Raw genomic sequence first — 21,169 nt, forward strand, 5'->3', positions numbered from 1 at the left:
ACGAAGGGTCATGCCCTCGGAGGCAGCACCTGGCCCTGTGGTTCCACTCGGTCGCGGTTAACTTTGGGCTGTTCCCTTTTCTCCAGATGTGACCTTCCAAGCGCGGCGCATGGCGGGCCGCCCCGAGGTGTATCGCCATGCCCGCTTTCTATCGCGTCATCATCCCGCCGGAGCTTGCAGAGGCCTACCGTCAGCTCTCTCCCGAGGATCACCTGACCCTTCAGTTGCGGCTGGACATGCTGGCAAATGCCGCCCAGGACGCATTCCATTCCCCTCCTGTGCTTCCGCACTGGCTGGAGGTCGCCGACATCTCACCTGGGGAGCATCGCGTGTTCGTAGGCGGGCAGTGGATGGCCTACTGCCTGAGTGACGAGGAGCACACCCTTCGGCTTCTGGACTTCGGCAGCTGGAGCAGCACGCCTCTGCCGCCCCATGTGGCTGTTGCGACAGCATGGCCTGGCGCGGGCCAGCGGGAGGACGGCTGGGACAACGAAGGCGGCGGCAACCTTCCACGCCCATCCTGATCAGGTACCCTCCCATGCCGCTCATCACACCCCTTCCGGCCCGGGCCTGCTCCTGGATGTCCCTCGCGAGGGCTGGAGCGGAGGGGCCGAGGAGGGCCGCTGACGGGGGCCACTGGGGCTGTGTGCCAAGCCGGCGTAACACCAGCCGCGCGGTGACGAGTCGGAGCATCCGGACACGTCAACTGACATGTCAATAGACATGTCAGCAGCGCGCCCGGACGTGGACGCTCTTGAACGGCAGATCGAGCACTGCCGCGCCGGAGGTGCGCCAGTGCTGGCGTTTGTTGGGCCTACCCCCCCATCTGTGGCTCGCCTTTCATGGCACGATTCCAGCAGAGCCAGAAGTGGACCGGCCTGCTCGATGCGGGCGCGGCTGCCGTGACGTGCGGTGGCTCGCGACTGGCCGCCCCGAACGATGGCTGGTCGCCTGGGTGCTGCAGGGAAGACATGGAGGGCACATGAAGGATCTCGTGGTCGGTCTCGCCAACAGTGTGCACGACGGCGCGATCGCGTTCTGCTCTGACGACGGGGTGTTCGCCGAAGCGTTCGAGCGGCATGTGCAGGTGAAGCGGGCGCTCGGCTGCGCCGGCCTGTTCTCATCGTGGCGGCCGCTCCGAGCGGCCTTGCGCCGCGTCGGCGTCGACACCACCGCCCTTCAGCGCGCTTCCGTCCGGACCACGTGGCAGCTCGGCGAGGACGACTTCGACATCCTGCGTCGCACGCTGTCGCCCGCAGGCTCCGACGATGGCTACATCTCGATGATCGCCGGCGGCGCCGCCTGGGACTCCACGACCGCGATCCAGCTCGGCTGGATCCTGCGGGGTGAGTTCCCTCACGTCCACCCGCCACTCGGGGATGTGCTGCCCTCCGGCCCGGGCGCGACGCTCCGCTTCGCCGTGCCCCGCACCGCGCCGGTCGAGATCGACCGTGCAGCCGTGCCCCATCACCTGGCGCACGCCGCCCACGCGGTCTACACGCCACCGTTCGAGCGGTGTGTGGCTCTCGTTATCGACGGCGCGGGCGAGCGCTCGAGCATCGACGTGTTCTCGTTCGCCGACGACACCTTCCTTCCGGTGTCGTCGACGAGCGCCGAGCACAGCCTCGGCCACCTCTACAGCACCGTCACCCAGCTGTGTGGCTTCCAGTACTGGGAAGGCGAGGAGTGGAAGGTGATGGGCATGGCGGCGCACGGCCATCGCGTGCCTGAGCTGTACCGGTTCTTCCACGATCGCACCCAGGTTGACGGCCTCCAGGTGAAGCTCGCCTTGGGCCTGTCGTGGATCGACGAGCTGCGCGCGCTGCTTCGCCCCGGGCGCCGCGAGGCCGGCGTCCTCCAGGCGGCGAACCTGGCACGCTCGTTCCAGGACTACTTCGCCGACACCCTCGTGGCACTCGTGAAGAACGTGCACGCCCTGGGGATCTCCGACGACCTCGCCTACGGTGGCGGCTGCGCCCTCAACTCGGCGGCGAACGGGCGCATGGTGCGCGTGACCGGGTTTCGCCGACGCCACGTGCCGAGTGCCCCGGCCGACGATGGCAACGCGCTCGGCGCCGCGCTGTACGAGCGCCATGCGGTGCGGCGCATCCCTCGGACGCCGGCGATCGCCTCGCCCTACCTCGGCAGCACGATCGATCTCGACGAGCTCGAGCGCGCGCTGTCGTTCGCGACGTTTGACGCCGTCCGCATCGACGACGAGCAGGAGCTGTGTGACCGCACAGCCGCCGCCCTCGCGCAAGGCGAGATCATCGGCTGGATCCAAGGACGCGCTGAGTTCGGGCCGCGCGCCCTCGGGAACCGATCGATCCTCGCCGACCCGCGGCGCGAAGACATGCGCGATGTCATCAACCGACGCGTGAAGTTCCGCGAGCAGTACCGTCCGCTCGCTCCGGCGATCTTGCACGAGCACGGCGAGCGGTTCTTTCACGGCTACGAGGAGAGCCCATACATGGAGCGGGCGCTCCCCTTCCGCGACGAGGTGAAGGCGCTCGTCCCCACCGTGGTGCATCTCGACGGCACCGGGCGGCTGCAGTCCGTCACGCGGGAGAGAAACCCCCTCTTCCACGCGCTGATCAGCGCGTTCGAGCGCCAAACGGGCATTCCCGTGCTCGTCAATACCTCCTACAACGTCATGGGCAAGCCGATCTCCCACAGCGCGGCTGATGTGTTGACGGTCTTCGCCACGACCGGGCTCCACGCCGTTGTCGTGGGCCCGTGGTGGATTCGCAAACGCGCCTGACGCTTCGAACCAGATGTGGCAGCTCCATCCGCCCCTCTATCCTCTTTCCATGGCCGAGGAATGCTGGTGCCCCACCTCAGCTCGGCTCCAGCCGATCCTTGAGTGCCTTCACACGGCTTCGGCCCACGGGGAGCCGAGTCCCATCCTTCAGCTCCACTGCCATGCGTGAGCCTTCCAGCGTCTGCAAGCGGGCCACATCCTGGAGGCAGATCAGATAGGAGCGGTGGATGCGCACGAAGTCCGTGGGTAGCAGTGCCTCCAGTCGCTCCAGGCTCTTCTCGCTCAGCTCGGTGCGGCCATCCCGGAGCACCAGCTCCGCGTAGTCCCCCGCACCCTGGATGTAGGCCACGGTCTCCAGGGGCACCAGGACAATGCCTCCGCCCTTGCGCACGGCCAGGGTCCGCAAGGGGGCCGCGGCACGGCCTTGGACGCGCGTGAGGGCCTTGGCCAGGCGCTCCCGTGTGTAGGGCTTGGCCACGAAGTCCAGCACCCCGAGCTCAAAGGCGCGCAGGGCCTGGTCCGCGCTCGCCGACACCACCACCGTGTGGAAGGAACCGGCCGCCGCCTCTTCCAGTAGCCGGAAGCCGTCCTCCCCCGCGAGGTTCAAGTCCAGCAACACCAGCTCCAGGCTGCGCTCGGCCAGGACCTCGCGCGCGTCCGCGAGGCTGGCGCGCACGAGGGGAGTGGGCGCGCCCGGCCCCAGCAGCTCCTGACAGAGCCGCTCCAGGCGCCGGGCCGCTACGGGTTCATCCTCCACGATGAGCACTCTCATGCGGGAACCTCCACCACCGTGGTCCACCCTGCCTCCGTCGGCCCATCCTCCAGGCTCCAGGCTCCAGGGAAGCTCTCCTCCAGCCGCGCCTGGAGATAGCGGGTGCCCGTGCCCTCGCCCAGACTCGGCGTAGCGCCCGTGCAGGTAGGCGCAGTGAAGGTATAGCGCCGGACGCCTCCCGCTCGCGCTTCCTGGAGGCGGAAGGTGACCGGTGCCGTGTAGCGGTTGTGGCTGAAGGCGTTCTCCAGCAGGGTGTGGAGCATGGCCGGGGGCACGGCCGCGTGGCCCTCCACTCCCGGGGCCTCCAAGGTGAAGGCAAGGCCGTAGCGGTAGCCCATGACCTCCAGGTAAGCACGGCAGAGCTCCAGCTCCCGAGCCAGCGAGATAGCCCGCTCGCCTGACACGCTGAGGAGGTGCCGGTACACCGCGCCCAAGGACTCGATGAAGCGCACGGCTTGGGCGGGCTCCGTCTCGATCCACTCGCTCAGGGCCCCCAGCGTGTTCATCAGGAAGTGGGGCTGGATGCTGCGCTTGAGCAGCTCCAGCTGGAGCCGCTCCGAGGCGCGAGTGGCGGCCTCGAGGCGCTGCTGCTGGCGGCGGAGCTGGTAGGCGTGCACGGCGCCCAGGCACAGCAGCAGCCCTCCGAAGGCGAGGAAGAAGCCTCGCTCGGGAAAGCCCAGGGGATCCATGAGGTAGAGCGTCGTCGCGAAGCCCAGGCCTCCCAGGGCGCCCCAGGCGCCAGGTTCCCGGCGCCGCCAGGCTCGCAGCACGATCACGAGAGAAACGCCCAGGGCGATGCCCAGACCCAGGGTGTTCTTGCCATCGAAGCCCGGGACTCCAGAGAGGCAGAGCAGGCTCACGGCAAAGAAACCCCACCAGGGCGCTCGGCGGGGCTCGCCGAAGGCCACATGCAGGGTGGCCGGAAGGAGGACGGCCACGGCCAACGCAGATGCGGACAAGAGCCAGAGCCGGACGATGTGCAACGGATAGAGGTAGCTCGCGAGCCCCCGCCATGCTTCGAGGAGCAGCAGCGCCGAGGCGGCCAGGCAGAGCAGCCCCAGCAGCAGGGTGGTGCGGCTCCGCCGCTCCATGAAGTAGCGCGCCAGGTGGTGCAGTCCCATCAGCACCAGGGCCCCCAGCGTGCTCAAGGCTGGCACCAGCCAGAGCAGGCGGGCTCGGGCAAGCTGGGAGGCCTCGCCCACCTGGAGGCGGTAGAGCGCACCGATAGGCTGGAACCCTCGATGGTGCGCCGAGGCTCGGATCACCATCAGGTGAGAGCCTGGAGTGGCGTGCTCCGGTGGGAGGGGGAGCAGGACGTCCACTCTGCCCGGGAGCTCCTCCTCGGGCGTCCGGCCCACGCGGCCGTTGCGCCCCAGGAGCGCGCCGTCCCACCAGGCCTCCCACGATCCCAACAGGGAGAGCGCCAGGACGGGCGAGGGAGTCCCTGGCTCTCGAGGAGGGACCGGGACCCGAGCGCGGATCCAGAACGGCCCCGGCCCCTCGGCCACTCGCCCCAGGGCCACGGTGCGCCAGCCTTCGCCGCCGGGCGTCAGGGCACGCTCCATGGAGAGATCCTCCGAGTGGACCTCGACCATGCCCTCCTCGGTCGAGGGGATCGGCGTCTCGGCCGAGAGGAAGACTCCCAGGCACCCGATGAGCAACCAGCGCGGCATCACAGCTCCCAGCATACGCAGGCCAGCGCCGCCCGCATCGCACTTGGGCGACGCCACGAGACGTTGGGCGATCACCTCCAGCGCGAGGCCAGGACGGCCCCTAGCCTTGAAGAACACTCACTGGAGGAGATTCATGCAAGCCCTGCTGCTCTTCACCCTGATCGCGCCCCTGGCCCTGGCCCATGCCTCGGGCCTCCAACTGGAGCCCCACACCTTCCGCGCCAAGGATGGCCGGACGGTCGAGGCCGAGCTGGGCACCTTGAAAGTGCCCTTACGTCACGCCCAGACCGAGGGGCCTTCACTGACCCTGCGCTTCGTCCGCTTCAAGAGCACGAACCCGAAGCCGAAGGCTCCCATCGTGTACCTGGCGGGCGGGCCGGGAGGCTCGGGCATCGAGGCCGCGAGAGGGATCCGCCATGAGCTCTTCCTGGCGCTTCGCGAGGTGGCGGATGTCATCGCCCTGGATCAACGAGGCACGGGACAGTCCAACCCCTATCCCGAGCTGAGCCACCCCTGGTCGGTACCGCTGGACCAGCCCGTCAATGAGGCGCTGCTGACAGCGACGCTGAAGGAGGCCGCCACCGAGGCCGCCAAGGAGTGGGCCGCTGCGGGCGTGGAGCTCGGCGCCTACACCACGGTGGAGAGCGCCGAGGATCTGGAGGCCCTCCGGGAGGCCCTGGGCGTGCCGCGTTTGAATCTCTGGGGCATCAGCTACGGGACGCACCTGGAGCTGGCGTACCTGAGGCGCCATGCGGACAGGGTGGAGCACGCCATCCTGGCGGGGGTGGAAGGGCCGGACGACACCTGGAAGCGACCCGCTCAGGCCGAGGCGTTGCTGGACCGCTGGGATGCGCGGCTGCGGGCTCAGGACAAGACGAGCAAGAGACTCCGGAGCCGGCTGCGAGCCCTGATGGTTGAGCTGGAGCGCAGTCCACGCACCGTGAAGTTCACGGACCCGAGGACGGGCGCCACGCAGACATGGATCGCGACCCGGTTCGACTTGCAGCGGGCCACGTTCGAATCCCTGCGGGACCCCACTACCTTCCAGCGCTTCCTGGCGCTGCTCTCGGCACTGGAGGCGGGACACTTCGAGGCGATGGCCCCCTTTGCAATGCTCCTCCGGGGAGGAGCCCTGGAGCCCATGCCGTTGGCCATGGATGCTGCTTCGGGTGTCAGCCCCGCTCGCCGCGCTCGGATCGCCCGAGAGGCGGGCACAGCCCTGCTGGGGGGAGCGGTCAACGCCGGCGTGCCCGAGGCCGAGTGGGTTCCCGGCGTGGTGGACCTGGGCGAAGACTTCCGAGGCCCGCTGAAGGCCGGGGTCCCCGTGTTGCTGATCAGCGGCACACTGGATGGCCGCACAGGGCCGGACAACGCGGAGGCCCTGCGCCCCGGGCTGCCCAGAGCCGTTCACCTGATACTGGAGGGCGCGGGCCATGACGGCCTCTTCCAGTCGGATCCGCGCATCCTGGAGCGCATGAAGGCCTTCCTACGGGGCGAAAAGGTGGCCGATGAGCGCCTCGAGGTGAAAGGCGCACACTGATCACAGCTTGACCCCCGAGCAGGCCGAACGAGAGGGGTTCGTGCTTCAGCAGCATGCGGAGAAGATCCAGGAGCTGTGCGCAAAGCACCGCTTCTACATCAGCATCCGGGATACAGGCGCCCTCAGCCTCCAGCGGCTCAGAGAGGGCTATGCCGCCAAGGGACACCACATCCTGGACAAATCCCTCAAGGAGAAGTCTCTGGATGCGAAGGAGACGGTCCTTCCGAGCGGATTCAGCAGGGACCAGATCCTGGGCATGTGCGGGGGCTTCGTAGGCTACTGGCAGTCGCTCGAGCAGAAGAAGCAGCCGCTCGGTGTGCGGACCGTGGGCAAGTGGCAGCTGAAGCGAAGCGCAGGTGGCGCCCGTTGGAGCCACATCCCGGGCCCTGAGAGATACGACCACTATGTCACCTTCCAGGACATCAAGACAGCGGGTCATGTCCCGCCCGATGCCTACACAGGCGACTACGACATGCACGAGATCCTCGTCTCGGCGGGCAGTGGCCGCTTCATCCGGGCCGTGTCCACCCCCGATGACGTGAGCGAGGAGCGAATGCTCTTTCAGTATCATCTGGTGGGCGAGAGCAAGCTCCGGATGATGTTGCAGCAGGGTTTCAGTATCGGCGCCGCCGCTTTGATCAACAACAGCATCCGCCGCAGTCGCAACTCCGCGGCTGGCCTGGTGGAGGACAAGTTCGCACAGGTCATCCAGCACGGCGCCCAGCACAACTACCCGGCCTTCATGCTCACCCAGGAGCGGGATCACAAGTCCAACTGGGTCCCCAGCCTCATCAGGCCCGATCCCCCCGTCATCGTCTTCTACCCGGACCGCTCCATCCGCATCCTCAAGAAGAACGAGGAGATCTTCACCTACCTCTACGGCCACGCCCATTGCCACGTGTCGCGCTGGTGGACGAGCGAGCAGGAGCGCATCCAGGACAAGCTGACCCGCATCAAGGTGGCTGGCCGCTGGAGCTGATGCTACCTACCCTGGTACATGCTGCTCCTGAAGTGACTTCATTGGGGGCTCCCTGGAGTGGATCAGCTTTCTTCACCTCTCGGATCTTCACATGGGACACCAGGGCTCGCGGCGCTGCGCCCCCAGTACCATCGACCTGCACGTGGGCCCCGGGGACGATCCCCTCAACCTGCTCCAGCCCCTGGAGACGGCGCAGAAGGAGCGGGAGCTGGGGGTGAGGCACCTGGACTACCTTGTCATCTCCGTCTGGCACCACCGCATCACCGGCAATGAGAAGATCCAGGCGGATGCCTTCCTGGGCCGGCTGCTGCAGGCAGACGTCCGGGTGTGCCTCCACGGCCATGTGCATGAGGATCGCGCGGACCTGGTGAACTATCTGGATCCGGTACGCCGGCTCCACGTGGTGGGGGCCGGGAGCTTTGGGGCGCCCACACACCATGGGCCCGAGTCCATCCCGCACCTGTTCAAGCTGCTCGAAGTCTCTCAAAACCTGTCTGACAAGCATACAGGTTCGCGCCCTGCGCCTGCGTTGAGGCCTTCCATGAAGCGCACGACATGCTGAGCAATGGCAACCGCCTGCTCCTCCACCGCGAAGTGCCCGGCATCGAGCAGGTGGAGCTCTGCCTGGGGGAGGTCGCGAAGGTAGGCCCTCGCACCCGCGCTGACAAAGGCCGGATCGTTGCGCCCCCAGACGATGAGGGTGGGCGGCTGGCGAGCGCGCAGGAACGCCTGCCATGACGGATACGCATCGATGTTCGCCTGGTAGTCCTGGAAGAGCTGCACCTGGATCGCGCGGTCCTCAGCTGTCGCTAGCAACGCGAGGTCGTGGGTCCAGGTGTCGGGGCTCATGCGCTCGCGCTTTTCCCCTGGCACATCCCGGAGGTATTGCCGCTCTCGGATGGCTGTGGCGCTGACGGTCTGGGCGAGAGCTGCGAGGCCAGCCTCGGACCTGTCCTCGTGGGCGCGTCGAAAGAACTGTCGACGATCCTCAGTCAGGCCGTCGAGGTACGCGTTGGCATTCTGAACGACAAGTCCACGCAGTCTCTCGGGGTGAGCGAGAGCGACACGAAACCCGACCGGCGCGCCGAAGTCCTGCATGTAGATCACGTATTGAGTGAGCCCCAACGCTTCGACGAAGCCCGTGACGTACTCTGCCAGGAGATCGAACGTGTACGTGACCTCCTCGGGGCTTGGGTGGTCGCTGAAGCCCGAACCCAGGTAGTCCGGTGCCACAACACGGTATCGGCCTGACAACAGAGGGATCAGCTCTCGATAGGTATGGGACGATGACGGATAGCCGTGGAGCAGGAGCAGGACGGGACGATCCCTGCTTCCCGCTTCGCGATAGAAGATCCGGCGCCCACGCACTTCGACGGTGCGGTAGTAGGTCTTCTCCGGCCAGCTCGCCTCGGGCGTTGCAGCCGCGGTGGCTCCGCCTCCGCCTGGCCCGATGGGCGAAGGGGCTGGCACCACCGCCCGACCGCCGCAGCCCACGAGCACAGCTGCAAGAACGGTGACCATCCACCGGCCGGCGACTCGGCTGGTACTTGCAGATCCGAAGCCCCTTCCAGCCGCAGCATCAGTGCCCCCGGCAGCCTTCTTTTCAGCGTCCATATTGCTGATCCCTCGGGTTTCTCCTGCGTGCATCTAACCCCTCTGAGCCGGGTTTGACGGTTATAACCCGACATGGTAACCGGTCAATACGGTGTTCGATGGTTAGTGACGCGTCGCGATTCCTTTGGCTCGGCAATCACCGGGCGCTCGATTTCCTCAACACCGAGCCCGTGGTGCGCGGCCGCCGCGTAGACTTGCTCCCAGATCTGCGCGGCCTGGTGGACTGGTCCCAAGAGGCGGGCTTCCTCGATGGAGAGGCCGCAGGCGTCGTCCTCGATCGATGGGAGGGGTCAAGCGAGGGTGCAAGCGTTCTCGAGCAGGTGCAGCAGCTTCGGAGGGCATTGCACGCTCTCGTCGAGCGGTTGCGAGAGCGCAAGTCACCAAGCCAGAAAGCCATCGATGCGATCAACGCCATCCTCCGCCTCGATGCGGGGTACGCGGAGGTCGTGCGTGTGCGCGGAGAGTTCAGGCGCCGCTTCCACGCTCACATCCATGAGCCGGCGCAGCTCCTCCGCCCCGTCGCTGAGGCCGCCTCGAGCCTCCTCTGTGGTGCGGACCCGGAGCTCATCAAGCGCTGCGGCAACCCCGACTGCGTCCTCTACTTCTACGACGCCTCGAGGAACCACGCGCGACGCTGGTGCAGCATGGATCTGTGCGGCAACCGGATGAAGGTGGCCGCCCACTACCTCCGGCAGCGCAACGGCGGAGGAGCCTCTCAGGGGTGACACGCGTGAGGGTGGGTCCTGCTCCAGGCCCGCCTGCGCTGATACGAGCGAGAACAGGGCTCCCGTGCCGGCCCCATCGGCAGCCGTGCACTCATTGGACACGACGCAGACGACTCACCCGTCGGGATTCAGCCTGGGAGCAAGGCTCTGGAACATGCGGGTTGCAAACGCGATCAGCGCCCTCACACGCGGTACCGTGCGCGTCTCGCGATGAACCCCGAGCCACAACGTGCGCTCGGGCGGCGGAGTGGGCGGCGCCAGGAGGCGCAGGTTCGGCGTCGAGTCCCCCAGGAGGCGAGGCAGACACGCGATGCCCCCGCCTTCGGCGGCCATGGCAGCTTGGGCTTCCCGCCCGTTGCTGCGGGCGACGACTCGCGCCTTGCTCGCGATCTTCGCCAGCCAGGGCAGGTCCGCGATCGGCGTCTGTCCGTTGCTCATCGCGATCAGCGAGTGCCCTGAGCACGCGTTCTGGAAATCGGGCACCCCGTGCTGTGCGAGGTACTCGCCCGACGCGTAGAGGCCGAAGGCAATGCGTGCGACCTTACGCTGGAACACCTCGCGATGCGTGAACGCGGCGGGCCTGAAGGCGATGTCTGCCTCGCTCTTGGGAAGGCTCAGCCAGCGCACGTCCGCCACGATCTCGAGCGTGATCGCGGGATGCTGCTTCATGAAGGGAACCAGGGCGGGGCCCAGCACCCGCACCGCCAGCCACTCGGACGCCGTGATGCGCATCGGCCCTTCGAGCCCGGCGTCGCGCCCGGTGGCCGCGCGCTCCAGGGCCAGCGCGTCCTGCTCCATGCGCTCTGCGTGAGAGCGCACCGTCTCTCCCACGGCCGACAACGCGTAGCCACCGGGCGTCCGGCGAAACAGCCTAGCCCCCAGGCGTCGCTCGAACGCCTGGATGCGCCGTCCGACCGTGGGCTGACTGACCTTCAGCTCGCGAGCCGCCGCCGAGAGACTGCCGCAGCGTGCGACCGCGAGGAAGATCCGGAGGTCGTCCCAGTCAAGCATTGCTCCGTCACACGAGCTGCCAGCGGACCGTGCCCATGCGCTGACGCATGGCGAGTATACGCGGCTGGTGGATGGCTGCACAGCGCCTCCCCGCGCATGCTCACCGCATGTCAACTGACCGCAGACAGTTCCTCCGCCTGGCGGCGCTGTCACCTCCGCTCTTGCTCGCGGAGGCGTGTGCAGCCAACACGGGCCTTCCGCCAGGGGTCGCGGCGACCAGGAGGCGCATCAAGGCGCTCGCCTTCGATGCCTTCCCCGTCTTCGATCCGCGTCCCATCTTCGCACTCACCGAACAGCTCTTTCCCGGCAGAGGCGCGGAGCTCGGCGTGCTCTGGCGGGCCCGGCAGTTCGAGTACACCTGGTTGCGCGTCGCCGCACAGCGCTACGCGGACTTCTGGCAGGTGACCCAGGAGGCACTGGTGTTTGCCGCCAGAACCCTGAAGCTCGACCTCGACGAGCGGCGCCGCTCCCGCCTCATGCACGCCTATCTCGAGCTCGGCGCCTGGCCCGATGTGAAGCCCGCTCTCGACTCGCTGAAGGCAAGTGGCTTGCGACTCGTGTTCCTCTCCAACTTCACGCCCCCCATGCTGGACGCGGCGATTGCGAACGCCGGCCTCCAGGGCCTGTTCGAGCACGTCCTGAGCACGGATCGGGTGAAGAGCTACAAGCCGGACCCGCGCGCATACCGCATGGCGATGGATGCGCTCGGCTTGCAGCGGGAGGAGATCCTGTTCGTCCCCTTCGCTGGCTGGGATGCCGCGGGCGCCAGGTGGTTTGGCTACCGCACCTTCTGGGTCAATCGCGCCGGCGCGGCCGGCGAAGAGCTGGGCGTCACCGCCGATGGTGCGGGCGGCGACTTGAGCGGCCTGGTCGACTTCGTCCGCGCGAGCTGATCACGGCTGCCGTTGGCCTGAGTCCACCCCGAAGCCGCTGTCAGAGAGCCCGCTGGGCGGCTCAGCCGTGGGTGGACATGAATTCACGGATGCGCAGTCCGACGGCATCCGGTTTCTGCATGATGACCCAGTGGGTGGCGTCGGGGATCTCCTGAACGGTGAGATCCGGCGCGAGCTTCTCCAGACCGTCCAGCCCGCTCCGCACGACGTAGTAGTCTCCGTCTCCCCTCACCACAAGCACGGGGAAGCTCACCTTCCACTTCTCCGGGGGGAGCCCCTCCAGGATGGTGCTGCCGCCCGGGAATTGTCCGTTCGGAGGGCCGAGCTTCATGGCTCGATAATAGTTGAAGGAGCCCGTGAGGCCCCCCGTCTTCCAGCTCTGGAACCACTCGGCGACGTCCTCCTCCGTGAGCGCGGAGCCAGGCCGGCCGGCCTCCACGAAGACGTTCTGCCGCTGGAAGGCGAAGTCGTCGCCCGTGAGCGTCGTCCCGGCATCCGGGGCCTGGAAGAGCAGCATGTACTGGCTGATCTGCTGCTGCTGTGGGTTCTCGCGCAGCTCGCGATCGAACAGGGCCGGGTGCGTCATGCTGATAGAGACGAGGCGGCGGACGTACTCCGGGTGGTAGAGCGAGAAGGCCCAGGCCACCAGGGCGCCCCAGTCATGGCCCACCAGCGTGAGCTTGCGCAGGCCCAGGTGGTCCGCCAGTCCGCGGATGTCGCCCACGAGGTGATGGATGCTGTACTGCTCGAAGTCCTTGGGCTGGGACGTCAGGTTGTAGCCGCGCATGTCCGGGGCAATGACCTGGTGGTCCTTCGAGAACTCCTTCATCAAGGGCTTCCAGACGCCCCAGTACTCGGGGGCGCCGTGGAGAAACAGGATGGGCTCACCCGCACCGTGCGTCACGTAGTGCATGCGGATGCCGTTGATGTCCGCGTAGGAGTGCTGCATGTCGTTCGATCTCCTCTCAGCTCGGAGCACTCGTGTCACCGGGCGCCCGGGGATGCATGATCCCCCTTCGTGTCGCAGCATACAATTGAATGGTCCACGGCTGACGCCGAAGCTACCGCGGGGAGGCACCCGGTACACCGACGCAAGGTGGGTGAGCCCCAGCTGGCGTGAATGCGAAATCCGTCATGTTCATTCGCGGAGATCCGTGGGCAAACTCCACCCCATGCAGGAACAACTGATCACCCTGCTCGCCGGTCGCCGCGGCCACTTCCAGATGGAGTCCGGCTACCACAGCGAGAGCTGGTTCGACCTCAACCGGCTGTTTCGGCCGGAGAACCGCGCCCAGCTCGAACCCTTCACCGCCGAGCTCGCCCGCCGCCTCGCCGCGCACCGCATCGACGCCGTCTGCGGCCCGATGACCGGCGGCGCGAAGCTGGCCGAGCTCATCGCCGCCGAGCTCGGCATCGCTCACTTCCACGCCGACCGCTTCGAGCCGCCGAACGCCAGCGGCCTCTTCCCGATCCAATACGTCATTCCCGAGACCGAACGCGAAAAACTCCGCGACCGCTCCGTCGCCATTGTTGACGATGCCATCAGCGCCGGCTCCGCCGTGCGAGGCACCTACTCCGATCTCCTCACCTGTGGCGCCAGACCCGTCGCCCTCGGCGCCCTCTTCATCTTCGGCGAAGCTGCCAGCCATTTCGCCGCCGACCACCACCTCGCATTGGAGGGCATCGCCCTCATGTCCTTCAGCCTGTGGAAACCCGCCGACTGCCCGCTCTGCAAAGCCGGCACGGTGCTCGAAAAGGTCTCCGACGCTGTCTGACGCGAAGCCCGTGCGGCATGAGGTAGACGTCATCAACTTATAGGTTGCACATTCCTTTACGAGGATTCGCCGCGCGAGCCTGGGCTCTCGTCGAAGCCCGGCGCATGGAGCGCAGTCCAGCGGGCGGGGTTCTTGATCCCCTGCTCGCCCATCAGAGCATCAGCGGCCTCGACGAGCGCCCGCCCTGCGTCGCCACCGAGCAGCTGCCCCTTCCGCCGCCGCGCGCAGGCCGCGTGCAGCGCCATGTCCGCCGCGTCGAAGCCGTGGATGGCGGCGTCCAGGTGCTGCACGGCCTCCTCAGGGCGCCCACGGGCTCCATGGATGCAGGCACGAAGGAGCGATGCGGTCGCATCCGCCCAGGCCGTCCCCTCATTCGCCAGGCGCGCGGCGTCTTCCTCCGCGGCCCTGAGGAGCCGTTGCGGGTCGCCGCCTTGCCGGGCATGGGCCGCGGCCACGGCGGTGTTGCCCCGCAGCAGCGTGATGAAGATCCGCAGGAACTGGATGCGCAGCATGTTCGAGGCCTTCAGCGCGGGCCAGGCCCGGGCCAGCCGCTCTCGCGCCGCAACGGCGTCACCCGCGTACAGCTCATAGTGGGCCTCTCCGTAGAGGGCCCAGTAGTGCATGAGATGGAAGCCGTGCTGGGACCAGCGGCTGATGGTCTCGCGCATCTCCGCGCTGGCCCGCGCCACGTCGTCCGCTGCGATGGGCTCGTACCATGTGTGGAGCCGCGAGTACGTTGCCGCGTACAGGTCACCGCGATCGAGTGCGCTGCGGATCTGCGTGTGGACGAGCCCGGTGACCTCCTGGAGCCGGCCCATCCAGAGCAGGGACACCTGGCGGAAGACCACGCCGGTGTGGACCTCCCAGGACGCCCCGGTGCAGCGCGTGCGGAAGATGTCGCGGGCGCGAGTGGCGAGCTCGGCCGCCACCTTCCACCGGCCAAGGCACATCTCCACCGCCGCCTGGCAGCTCTCGACCGTGCCGAGGACGAAGGGATCGTCGAGGCGCTCTCCAATGTCCCTCGCCTGTGCGAGGAGCCCCTGAGCCCGGGCCTCGGTCGCCTTGCCTTGCACTCCCAGGTTCGTGGCGTAGTGGCAGAGCCCGAGCGCCACGCGTCGGGGCTCACCACTCTCGAGCGCGAGCAGGAGCTCCTTCGTCATGAACACGAACCCGTAGAGGGGGTCCACCAGCACGAAGCCTTTGCCCGCCGAATAGCAAGTGTCGATGCGGAGGAGCTGCTCGGCGGGGACCTCCGCTGCCGCACGCTCGCGAAAGCGAGTGCCGCGCAGCCGGAGGTGGGCCAGCCTGACCAGGAGCGAGAGGATGGCTCGAGTGGTCGTCTTCGGGTACCCAACGCCCACCCCGGTGAGCACATCCCTCAGCACGCGGGCCCCTTCATCGATGTGCCCGCTCACCAGGAGCTGCTCCGCAGCCCGGCGCCGCAGCTCGATCGCCTCGGCCGCTTGCCGCCCCTCAGCGGCTGCAAGCAGCAGAGGGGCTGCCTCCGCGCCTCGGCCGGCATTGACGAGCGCATCCGCCAGCCGGAGCCGGAGCTGCGCCTCTTGATCGGGGGCGGCCCAGGAGAGCGCACGCCTGTAGAGCCCGGCGGCACGCTCGAACGCCAGCGCGGCCTCGGCTCGCTCCGCAGCGAGGAGGGCGTACCTCACGGCGCGCGAGGTCTCCCCTGCCCCCTCGAGGTGGGCGGCCAGCATCTCGGGGTCGGTGTCCTCGCTCGTCTCGAGGACGGCGGCGAGGCAACGATGGCAGTCCCGCAGCCGCGCCTCATCCAGCGCGCTGGTCACCGTCTCGCGGATGCGATCATGGTAGGGCTCGGCCAGATCGCGGGGCCTCGCTCCATGCGTGCGGATGAAGTGCTCGGCGCGGAGAACACCGAAGGCCGTGGTCGTGTCCGAGCTCAGCCCGGCCGCGCTCGCAGCCAGCCCTTGCTCGAACGGCCGGGTCGCGACCGAGAGGATCTCCAGGAGCCGGCGGACCTCCTCTGGGAGCTGATGCACGCGGTGCAGGAGCACGTTCTCCAGCGAGAGTCCTTGGAGCGCCGCCTCACTCGCACCCTCCCCCCGTGCGCGGACGTGCCGCACGAACTCCGAGATGAAGAAAGGGCTGCCGTCCGCTTCGCGGGCGATCCGGGTGGGCAGCTCCATCGCACTCGAGCCGTGCGGTCCCAGGAGCGTGCGCGCCAGCTGGGAGCCTGCTTCCACGGAGAGCCGATCGATCTCGATCCTGCGCAGCTCGCCGAGGTTCAGCGCCCTGCTCTCGCTCAGGTGCTGGAGTGCCTGGAAGAACTCGCTCGTCTCCTCCTCTTCGCTGCGATAGCTGCAGAGGAGCAACAGCGGAGGCGCCGGTGGCGAGAGCAGGCTTGCCATGAGCCTGGCACTGTCAACGTCACCCCACTGGAGATCGTCGATGTGGAGCACCAGCCGTTGCTGCTGGGCGAAGCGCTGGAGCAGCTCCTTGAGGGCGTCAAAGGCCCGCTGCCGCGACTCGCTCCGGTGCTCATCGAGCGCGCGCTGCTCCGGAGGCTCGGGGAGCGCGCCGAGCCCTCGGAGCACGGGGAAGATGCGTGCCAGCTCGTGGATGTTCTCCGGGAGCAACGCGGCCAGCTGGGAGGCGGGGAGCTCGTCCAGGCGTGCCACCAGGGCGTCGACGAGGCTGTCCCACGCCTTGTAGGGCACGCTCTCGCGCTCGTAACAGCGCCCCGCGAGGACCACGGTGTCCCTTCGGCCGTGAAGCTCCTCCAGGAAGTGGTGGATGAGCGCCGTCTTGCCCATCCCCGAACGGCCGCTGACATAGACGGTCACCCTGTGGCCCTGCCGGACCGACTCGAAGGCCTGATGGAGCTGAGCGAGCGGCTCCTCCCGGCCGAGGAAGGGGGAGGTGTCCGGCGCGGCCGGCTCGGTCTCTGCACGGGCCTCTCCACCGTCAAGCCGGCGGAGGATCTCGCTCCCCGAGGGACGTCGCGCGGGAGACCGGCTCAGGCAGTCCATGCAGAGCAGCTCCAGATCCTCCGGAATGCCGTCAGCCAGGGAGGAAGGAGGCGGCGGCGTCCCTGACAGCTTCGTCCTCAGCATCGTGCTGGGGCGGCCCGTGAACGGGAGCTGCCCGGTGAGCGCCTGATAGAGCATGGTCCCTACGGCGTACCAGTCGCTCGCTGGCGTCAGCGCTCCCGCGGAGATCTGCTCCGGGGCCATGTACGCCGGTGTGCCAGCCACCTGCCGCGCGCCGCGAGGGTCCTGCGCGATGGCGAGACCAAAGTCGAGGATGACGACGCGGCCGGCGGGAGTGACGAGGACGTTGCTCGGCTTGAGATCCCGGTGGAGCTTGCCGGCGGCGTGGATGGCGAGGACGCCTTGGACGAGCTGCCGGAGCGCGGGCCGCAGCCGCCCGAGGTCGCACCAGGGGGCGGATGCACGCGTCCGCGGGATGGGCTGTCCTTCCCCCCCCGTCTCGAGCGCCGCTCCGAGGCTGCCGGAGCTGACCGGGGTCTTCGGCACCTCATCCCGGGAGGGGGACGTATCCGCGAGGCGAGCCGCCGTGAACGTGTCCGAGTCCGCGAGTGCCGGTGACTCGGTGCGCACCCATACGGAGAAGCTGACGCCGCTGACGACCTCCATCGTGAGGAACCAGTGGCCGTCCTCCGAGATGAGCTCATGGAGCGTGACCAGGTTCGGATGGACCACATGTGACAGCGAGCGAAACTCGTTCTTCAGGGAGGAGAGGCCGGCAGCATCCAGGCGGCTCAAGGTCTTCAGCGCCACGGGCACGCCGCGCTCGACATCATGCGCGAGGTAGACGATGCCCATGGCCCCTTCGCCCAGGCGGCGCTGGAGGGCGAACCGGGAGTTCCCGCGAAACTCCGGCGTGGAAAGCGGATTCATTCGATTCGGGTGTAGCGCGGAGAAAGCAGGTGCGCCGAGAGATCCTATGTGACTCCCCCCGGTTTGGACAGCCGGCCCGACGCGCGTGTGAAGGACGGCGGAGCCCCCGAAGCTGACAGGCCGAGGCTGCCTCTGCTCGCAAGACGATAAAAGGAAGTAGGAAGACTTGAGCGACGACTCGACCTGGAGCAGGTTCTGGGCCACGGCGACGCAGGTCCAGCCAGTCGCCGGGTTCCAAATACCCACCTTGCTGAGGAGGATTCATGAAATACGTCGACGGCTTCGTCATACCCGTACCGAAGAAGAACCTGCAGGCCTACCGCCGCATGGCCCTGAAGGCGGGGAAGGTCTGGAAAGAGTACGGCGCGCTCGAGTACATCGAATGCGTCGGTGATGACGTGAAACCTGGAAAGCTCACGTCGTTCCCGCAGAGCGTGAAGCTCAAGGCGGACGAGACCGTGGTGTTCTCGTGGATCGTGTACAAGTCTCGCGCGCATCGCGATCGCATCAACAAGAAGGTCATGAAGGATCCGCGCATGACCGCCATGATGGACCCGAAGTCCAATCCCTTCGACAGCAAGCGGATGATCTACGGCGGCTTCAAGACGCTGCTCGAGCTCTGAGCGGCTCGCTGCTCTGGCGCGAGCCCCGAGGGGCCCGTTGCCCAAGGGGACAGCCGGGGACAATCCCAGATGCGAGACGCGGCAATCCCATCCACGGACACCGAAGCGCTTGAACTCCAGATAAGGCGCTTCCGGGCCACCGGAGCATGGGGCTTGCAGCCTTGTCGCCGGACATGTCCCCTCCCCTCCCCTCCCCCCCGGCCGCGAATGCCCATCCCGTCGACGCAGGTGAGCGCGTCGTCCTCCTCGACACGCTGCGCGGCTTCGCGCTGTGCGGCGTCTTCGTGGCCAACGTCTACCTGTGGTTCAGCGGGCGCATGTTCCTGTCGCGCGCCCAGCTCGACGCGTTCCTCAAGGACGCGTCCTGGCTGGACACCGTCATCCAGTACGCCTTTGGCCCGCTGATTGCCGGCCGGTTCATCACCATCTTCTCGTTCCTGTTCGGCCTGGGGTTCGCGGTGCAGCTTGGGCGCGCCGAGCGCCGCGGCATCTCCGTCGTCCCGCTCTACACGCGGCGGCTGGTGGTGGGGCTGGGCCTCGGCCTCGCGCACCTCTTCCTCCTCTTCCAGGGTGACATCGTCAGCACGTACACCTTGCTGGGCTTCACGCTGCTGCTGTTCTACAGGCGTACGGACCGCACCCTCCTCCTCTGGGCCGCCGCGCTCATCTTCCTCGGCCCCCCGCTCTGGAACGTGGCGCTGCGGCTGCCACAGTGGCTCGGCTCGCCAGGCGCCGCGGAGGCCGCGAAGGCCGCCTCCGAGCACTCCACCGCCCTCAGGGCCCAGGTACTGGAGGCCTTCTCGCACGGCTCCTGGCTCGACACGGTGCGGATAGGCGCGGCGTACTACTTCGGGGACTTGTTCAAGCAGCTCAGGATCTTCCTGCCCGTCATCGTCGGCCGCTTCCTGCTGGGACTGTGGGCGGGGCGCCGCCGCCTCTTCCACGACGCGCCCCAGCACCTGCCCTTCTTTCGCCGGCTGCTCGGGTGGAGCCTGGTGGCGGGCATCATCGCCAGCGGCGTGGGCATACTCGTCGGGCAGCTCATCTCCCGCAAGATCATCAACCCCGAGGCGCTCCCGTGGCTGCCGCTGGCTCTGGGGCCGGTGCGCCATCTCGCGGAGCTGGGGATGGCGGCCACCTACGTGTCGGGCATCACCCTGCTCTCCCAGCGCGACGCGTGGCGCCGGCGGCTGGTGGTGCTCGCCCCCCTGGGCAAGATGGCACTCACGAACTACCTCATGCAGTCGGTGCTGGGCGTGCTCCTCTTCTATGGATACGGGCTGGGGCTCATGGGCAAGCTCGGGTCGGCGGCGCAGCTGGCACTGGCCGCGGCGCTTCTTGCCCTCCAGATCCTCCTCAGCCAGCTGTGGCTGGCGCGCTTCCGCTTCGGCCCCGCCGAGTGGGTGTGGCGCTCGCTGACGTACGGCAAGGCGCAGCCCATGCGCAGGGCCTCCCTGCCCGAGGACCGGGCGCTGCAGGCTCCCGAGAGCGCCAAGGAGTGAAGCAGCACGGCCTGGACCACCGGAGAAGCAGAGCCGCTAGCCCGGGCGTCTCCCCCGGAGTCTCCGGCTCAGCCACTCGACGCCCGCCTCGCCAACGACTTGAAGCACGATGTAGGCGGGCACGCCCAGGATGAAGAGCACCGCCCAACCAAGAGGTGTCGAGGGGCTGTACGGGAAGAGGTCTGCTCCAGGTGTGCCTCGCCCCGGAGCGTATCCTGCCTCAGGCAACGCCTGTCTGCGAGCCCTCCATGCTCAGTGTGCGTGGAGGCCGTTCTCGACGAGCCAGGACATGCTCTCCGTGGCCGAGTTCGCCGCCCGCAGGGCGCCCAGCAGCGCCAGCGCGTCAGCGAAGGAGAGCGCCTCGAGCCGATCCTGTGTCCTGGCATCCAGGCCCTGGAGGATGGACTCGGAGGCGCCGAGCAGGTCCGCCACCGGGATCTGCGTCTCCTCGGCATGGGCGAGGAGCCCCTTGCTCACGTCCTCCGGCAGCGCATCGAGCACGATGCGCGAGAACGTATCCCCTGCATCCAGCTTGCGGGCCCCCACCCGGGCCCACTCGACGAACTCGCTGTGGGATGTGCGGCCCCTGTCGGCGACGGTGAGCTCCACACCGAAGCGAGAGGCCACCGCGGCGAGCTCGCCCAGGAGGGCAGTATCGAGCCCGTCATGGCGCTGCTCCTCCTCTGGGAGTGGTACGCCCACTCGCATGAAGTCCGGGCGAGCCCCTGCCTTCTCCAGGGACTGGAGGTAGTTGCGAAGTCCCTCTGCCGAGGTGCGCCCACCGGCGTTGCGAGGCGCGGTGAGCTCCACCGCCACCCCCTTGCCCATGGTGGCCTGCACGAGATCCCGGCAGGCCTGGACGCTGTTGGCCACCCCCAGCCGCGAGCCATCGAGCGACAGCAGCGAGAAGCCAGCGTCGAGCAGCTTGCAGGCCACGGCATAGGCCTGCTCGAGAGCGGCCGGGCTGGAGGAGTTCAAGCGGAGAGGACCGGCCTGCAGGAAGAAAGGCTTGCGGTGCAGCCCCTCCCCCTCGTTCTTCAGAGCGGTGATGAAGGCCTCCGCCGCGACAGGGCGCTCATAGAGGGCCGGACAGCTCAGGCCGATGACGGCGTCAAGCTCCCGCGCGGCCCTCAGCAAGCCCGCCATCACGGGGGGAATCAGCACCGGCACGCACAGCAACGGAACGCGCCGCTCCAGCAGCGCGCGCCCGAGCCGCCGCGGCTCGAGAATGGGCAGCGTCGAGCCCTGTCCTAAACGGCCCACAACGTTCGCCGGCCTCAGCCTGAGAATCCTCTCGTGGTCGTTCATGACCGTCATTGTCACGAACAGCCCCGAGTGGATTCCACCTGCCTGCCAAAAAAGAAGAGGAACGTGTTGCTGAGTCCTCCTGGAAGGCACACGTCCT

Annotated in this window: 17 protein-coding genes; 10 read left to right on the forward strand and 7 right to left on the reverse strand. The window is 67.9% G+C overall.

What is annotated here, in order from left to right; translation table 11 throughout:
- Positions 1-137: 137 nt before the first annotated feature.
- Complete coding sequence (locus VD972_RS13820) at positions 138-524, forward strand: hypothetical protein (RefSeq protein WP_324986575.1); 387 nt, start codon at positions 138-140, stop codon at positions 522-524.
- A 458-nt stretch (positions 525-982) separates the two neighbouring features.
- On the forward strand, positions 983-2,761 hold the full coding sequence (locus VD972_RS13825; RefSeq protein WP_324986578.1) for a carbamoyltransferase C-terminal domain-containing protein: 1,779 nt from the start codon (positions 983-985) through the stop codon (positions 2,759-2,761).
- A 76-nt stretch (positions 2,762-2,837) separates the two neighbouring features.
- On the opposite strand, the gene VD972_RS13830 is transcribed toward VD972_RS13825, so the two are convergent.
- Positions 2,838-3,533 (reverse strand): LytTR family DNA-binding domain-containing protein, encoded by a 696-nt coding sequence (locus VD972_RS13830; protein ID WP_324986581.1) that lies wholly within the window; start codon positions 3,531-3,533, stop codon positions 2,838-2,840.
- Positions 3,530-5,206: a histidine kinase gene (locus VD972_RS13835; protein ID WP_324986584.1), complete on the reverse strand. Its 1,677-nt coding sequence runs from the start codon at positions 5,204-5,206 to the stop codon at positions 3,530-3,532. Before VD972_RS13835 ends, VD972_RS13830 begins: the two co-directional genes overlap by 4 nt.
- A 133-nt stretch (positions 5,207-5,339) precedes the next feature.
- On the opposite strand from VD972_RS13835, the gene VD972_RS13840 reads away from it, so the two are divergent.
- The 3 genes from VD972_RS13840 to VD972_RS13850 all read left to right on the forward strand — a co-directional run bounded on the left by VD972_RS13840 (position 5,340) and on the right by VD972_RS13850 (position 8,287).
- Positions 5,340-6,746, forward strand: a complete 1,407-nt coding sequence (locus VD972_RS13840; RefSeq protein WP_324986587.1) for an alpha/beta fold hydrolase — start codon at positions 5,340-5,342, stop codon at positions 6,744-6,746.
- Between the two features lie 40 nt (positions 6,747-6,786).
- Complete coding sequence (locus VD972_RS13845; RefSeq protein ID WP_324986589.1) at positions 6,787-7,725, forward strand: hypothetical protein; 939 nt, start codon at positions 6,787-6,789, stop codon at positions 7,723-7,725.
- 91 nt (positions 7,726-7,816) lie between these two features.
- Positions 7,817-8,287, forward strand: coding sequence for a hypothetical protein (locus tag VD972_RS13850; RefSeq protein WP_324986593.1), 471 nt, complete (start codon positions 7,817-7,819; stop codon positions 8,285-8,287).
- On the opposite strand, the gene VD972_RS13855 is transcribed toward VD972_RS13850, so the two are convergent.
- Positions 8,209-9,246 carry an alpha/beta hydrolase gene (locus VD972_RS13855; protein ID WP_324986595.1) on the reverse strand — a complete coding sequence of 346 codons (1,038 nt, stop codon included), beginning with the start codon at positions 9,244-9,246 and terminating at the stop codon, positions 8,209-8,211. The two genes, VD972_RS13850 and VD972_RS13855, sit on opposite strands and share 79 nt — an antisense overlap.
- 191 nt (positions 9,247-9,437) lie before the next feature.
- On the opposite strand from VD972_RS13855, the gene VD972_RS13860 reads away from it, so the two are divergent.
- A complete protein-coding gene (locus VD972_RS13860; protein ID WP_324986597.1) occupies positions 9,438-10,064 on the forward strand; it encodes a CGNR zinc finger domain-containing protein in 627 nt (208 codons plus the stop codon).
- A 114-nt stretch (positions 10,065-10,178) separates the two neighbouring features.
- Here the strand turns inward: VD972_RS13860 and VD972_RS13865 are convergent, their stop codons facing one another.
- On the reverse strand, positions 10,179-11,075 hold the full coding sequence (locus VD972_RS13865) for a LysR family transcriptional regulator (RefSeq protein WP_324986599.1): 897 nt from the start codon (positions 11,073-11,075) through the stop codon (positions 10,179-10,181).
- Positions 11,076-11,182: 107 nt separating this feature from the next.
- Between VD972_RS13865 and VD972_RS13870 the strand changes: the two genes are divergently transcribed.
- Positions 11,183-11,968 carry a haloacid dehalogenase type II gene (locus VD972_RS13870; RefSeq protein WP_324986601.1) on the forward strand — a complete coding sequence of 262 codons (786 nt, stop codon included), beginning with the start codon at positions 11,183-11,185 and terminating at the stop codon, positions 11,966-11,968.
- Positions 11,969-12,029: 61 nt separating this feature from the next.
- On the opposite strand, the gene VD972_RS13875 is transcribed toward VD972_RS13870, so the two are convergent.
- Positions 12,030-12,917, reverse strand: coding sequence for an alpha/beta hydrolase (locus tag VD972_RS13875; RefSeq protein ID WP_324986604.1), 888 nt, complete (start codon positions 12,915-12,917; stop codon positions 12,030-12,032).
- 205 nt (positions 12,918-13,122) lie between these two features.
- Here VD972_RS13875 and VD972_RS13880 point away from each other — a divergent pair, with 205 nt between their 5' ends.
- A complete protein-coding gene (locus tag VD972_RS13880; protein ID WP_324986607.1) occupies positions 13,123-13,743 on the forward strand; it encodes a phosphoribosyltransferase family protein in 621 nt (206 codons plus the stop codon).
- A 56-nt stretch (positions 13,744-13,799) separates the two neighbouring features.
- Here the strand turns inward: VD972_RS13880 and VD972_RS13885 are convergent, their stop codons facing one another.
- Positions 13,800-17,639, reverse strand: a complete 3,840-nt coding sequence (locus VD972_RS13885; RefSeq protein WP_324986610.1) for a serine/threonine-protein kinase PknK — start codon at positions 17,637-17,639, stop codon at positions 13,800-13,802.
- 263 nt (positions 17,640-17,902) lie between these two features.
- On the opposite strand from VD972_RS13885, the gene VD972_RS13890 reads away from it, so the two are divergent.
- Positions 17,903-18,262, forward strand: a complete 360-nt coding sequence (locus VD972_RS13890; protein WP_324986613.1) for a DUF1428 domain-containing protein — start codon at positions 17,903-17,905, stop codon at positions 18,260-18,262.
- Positions 18,263-18,435: 173 nt separating this feature from the next.
- Positions 18,436-19,764 carry a DUF418 domain-containing protein gene (locus VD972_RS13895; protein ID WP_324986616.1) on the forward strand — a complete coding sequence of 443 codons (1,329 nt, stop codon included), beginning with the start codon at positions 18,436-18,438 and terminating at the stop codon, positions 19,762-19,764.
- Positions 19,765-20,016: 252 nt separating this feature from the next.
- On the opposite strand, the gene VD972_RS13900 is transcribed toward VD972_RS13895, so the two are convergent.
- On the reverse strand, positions 20,017-21,072 hold the full coding sequence (locus VD972_RS13900) for a hypothetical protein (RefSeq protein ID WP_324986619.1): 1,056 nt from the start codon (positions 21,070-21,072) through the stop codon (positions 20,017-20,019).
- Positions 21,073-21,169: the final 97 nt, after the last annotated feature.

Source organism: Hyalangium sp. (assembly GCF_035629615.1).
Classification (GTDB): domain Bacteria; phylum Myxococcota; class Myxococcia; order Myxococcales; family Myxococcaceae; genus Hyalangium.

Bases quoted from the DNA above. Each gene is read 5' to 3' on its own strand.
- VD972_RS13850 (WP_324986593.1), top strand. From the start codon at position 7,817: ATGGGACACCAGGGCTCGCGGCGCTGCGCCCCCAGTACCATCGACCTG.
- VD972_RS13825 (WP_324986578.1), top strand. From the start codon at position 983: ATGAAGGATCTCGTGGTCGGTCTCGCCAACAGTGTGCACGACGGCGCG.
- VD972_RS13840 (WP_324986587.1), top strand. From the start codon at position 5,340: ATGCAAGCCCTGCTGCTCTTCACCCTGATCGCGCCCCTGGCCCTGGCC.
- VD972_RS13830 (WP_324986581.1), bottom strand. From the start codon at position 3,533: ATGAGAGTGCTCATCGTGGAGGATGAACCCGTAGCGGCCCGGCGCCTG.
- VD972_RS13835 (WP_324986584.1), bottom strand. From the start codon at position 5,206: ATGCCGCGCTGGTTGCTCATCGGGTGCCTGGGAGTCTTCCTCTCGGCC.
- VD972_RS13870 (WP_324986601.1), top strand. From the start codon at position 11,183: ATGTCAACTGACCGCAGACAGTTCCTCCGCCTGGCGGCGCTGTCACCT.
- VD972_RS13865 (WP_324986599.1), bottom strand. From the start codon at position 11,075: ATGCTTGACTGGGACGACCTCCGGATCTTCCTCGCGGTCGCACGCTGC.
- VD972_RS13875 (WP_324986604.1), bottom strand. From the start codon at position 12,917: ATGCAGCACTCCTACGCGGACATCAACGGCATCCGCATGCACTACGTG.
- VD972_RS13890 (WP_324986613.1), top strand. From the start codon at position 17,903: ATGAAATACGTCGACGGCTTCGTCATACCCGTACCGAAGAAGAACCTG.
- VD972_RS13900 (WP_324986619.1), bottom strand. From the start codon at position 21,072: ATGAACGACCACGAGAGGATTCTCAGGCTGAGGCCGGCGAACGTTGTG.
- VD972_RS13895 (WP_324986616.1), top strand. From the start codon at position 18,436: ATGTCCCCTCCCCTCCCCTCCCCCCCGGCCGCGAATGCCCATCCCGTC.
- VD972_RS13820 (WP_324986575.1), top strand. From the start codon at position 138: ATGCCCGCTTTCTATCGCGTCATCATCCCGCCGGAGCTTGCAGAGGCC.
- VD972_RS13885 (WP_324986610.1), bottom strand. From the start codon at position 17,639: ATGAATCCGCTTTCCACGCCGGAGTTTCGCGGGAACTCCCGGTTCGCC.
- VD972_RS13860 (WP_324986597.1), top strand. From the start codon at position 9,438: ATGGTTAGTGACGCGTCGCGATTCCTTTGGCTCGGCAATCACCGGGCG.
- VD972_RS13855 (WP_324986595.1), bottom strand. From the start codon at position 9,246: ATGGTCACCGTTCTTGCAGCTGTGCTCGTGGGCTGCGGCGGTCGGGCG.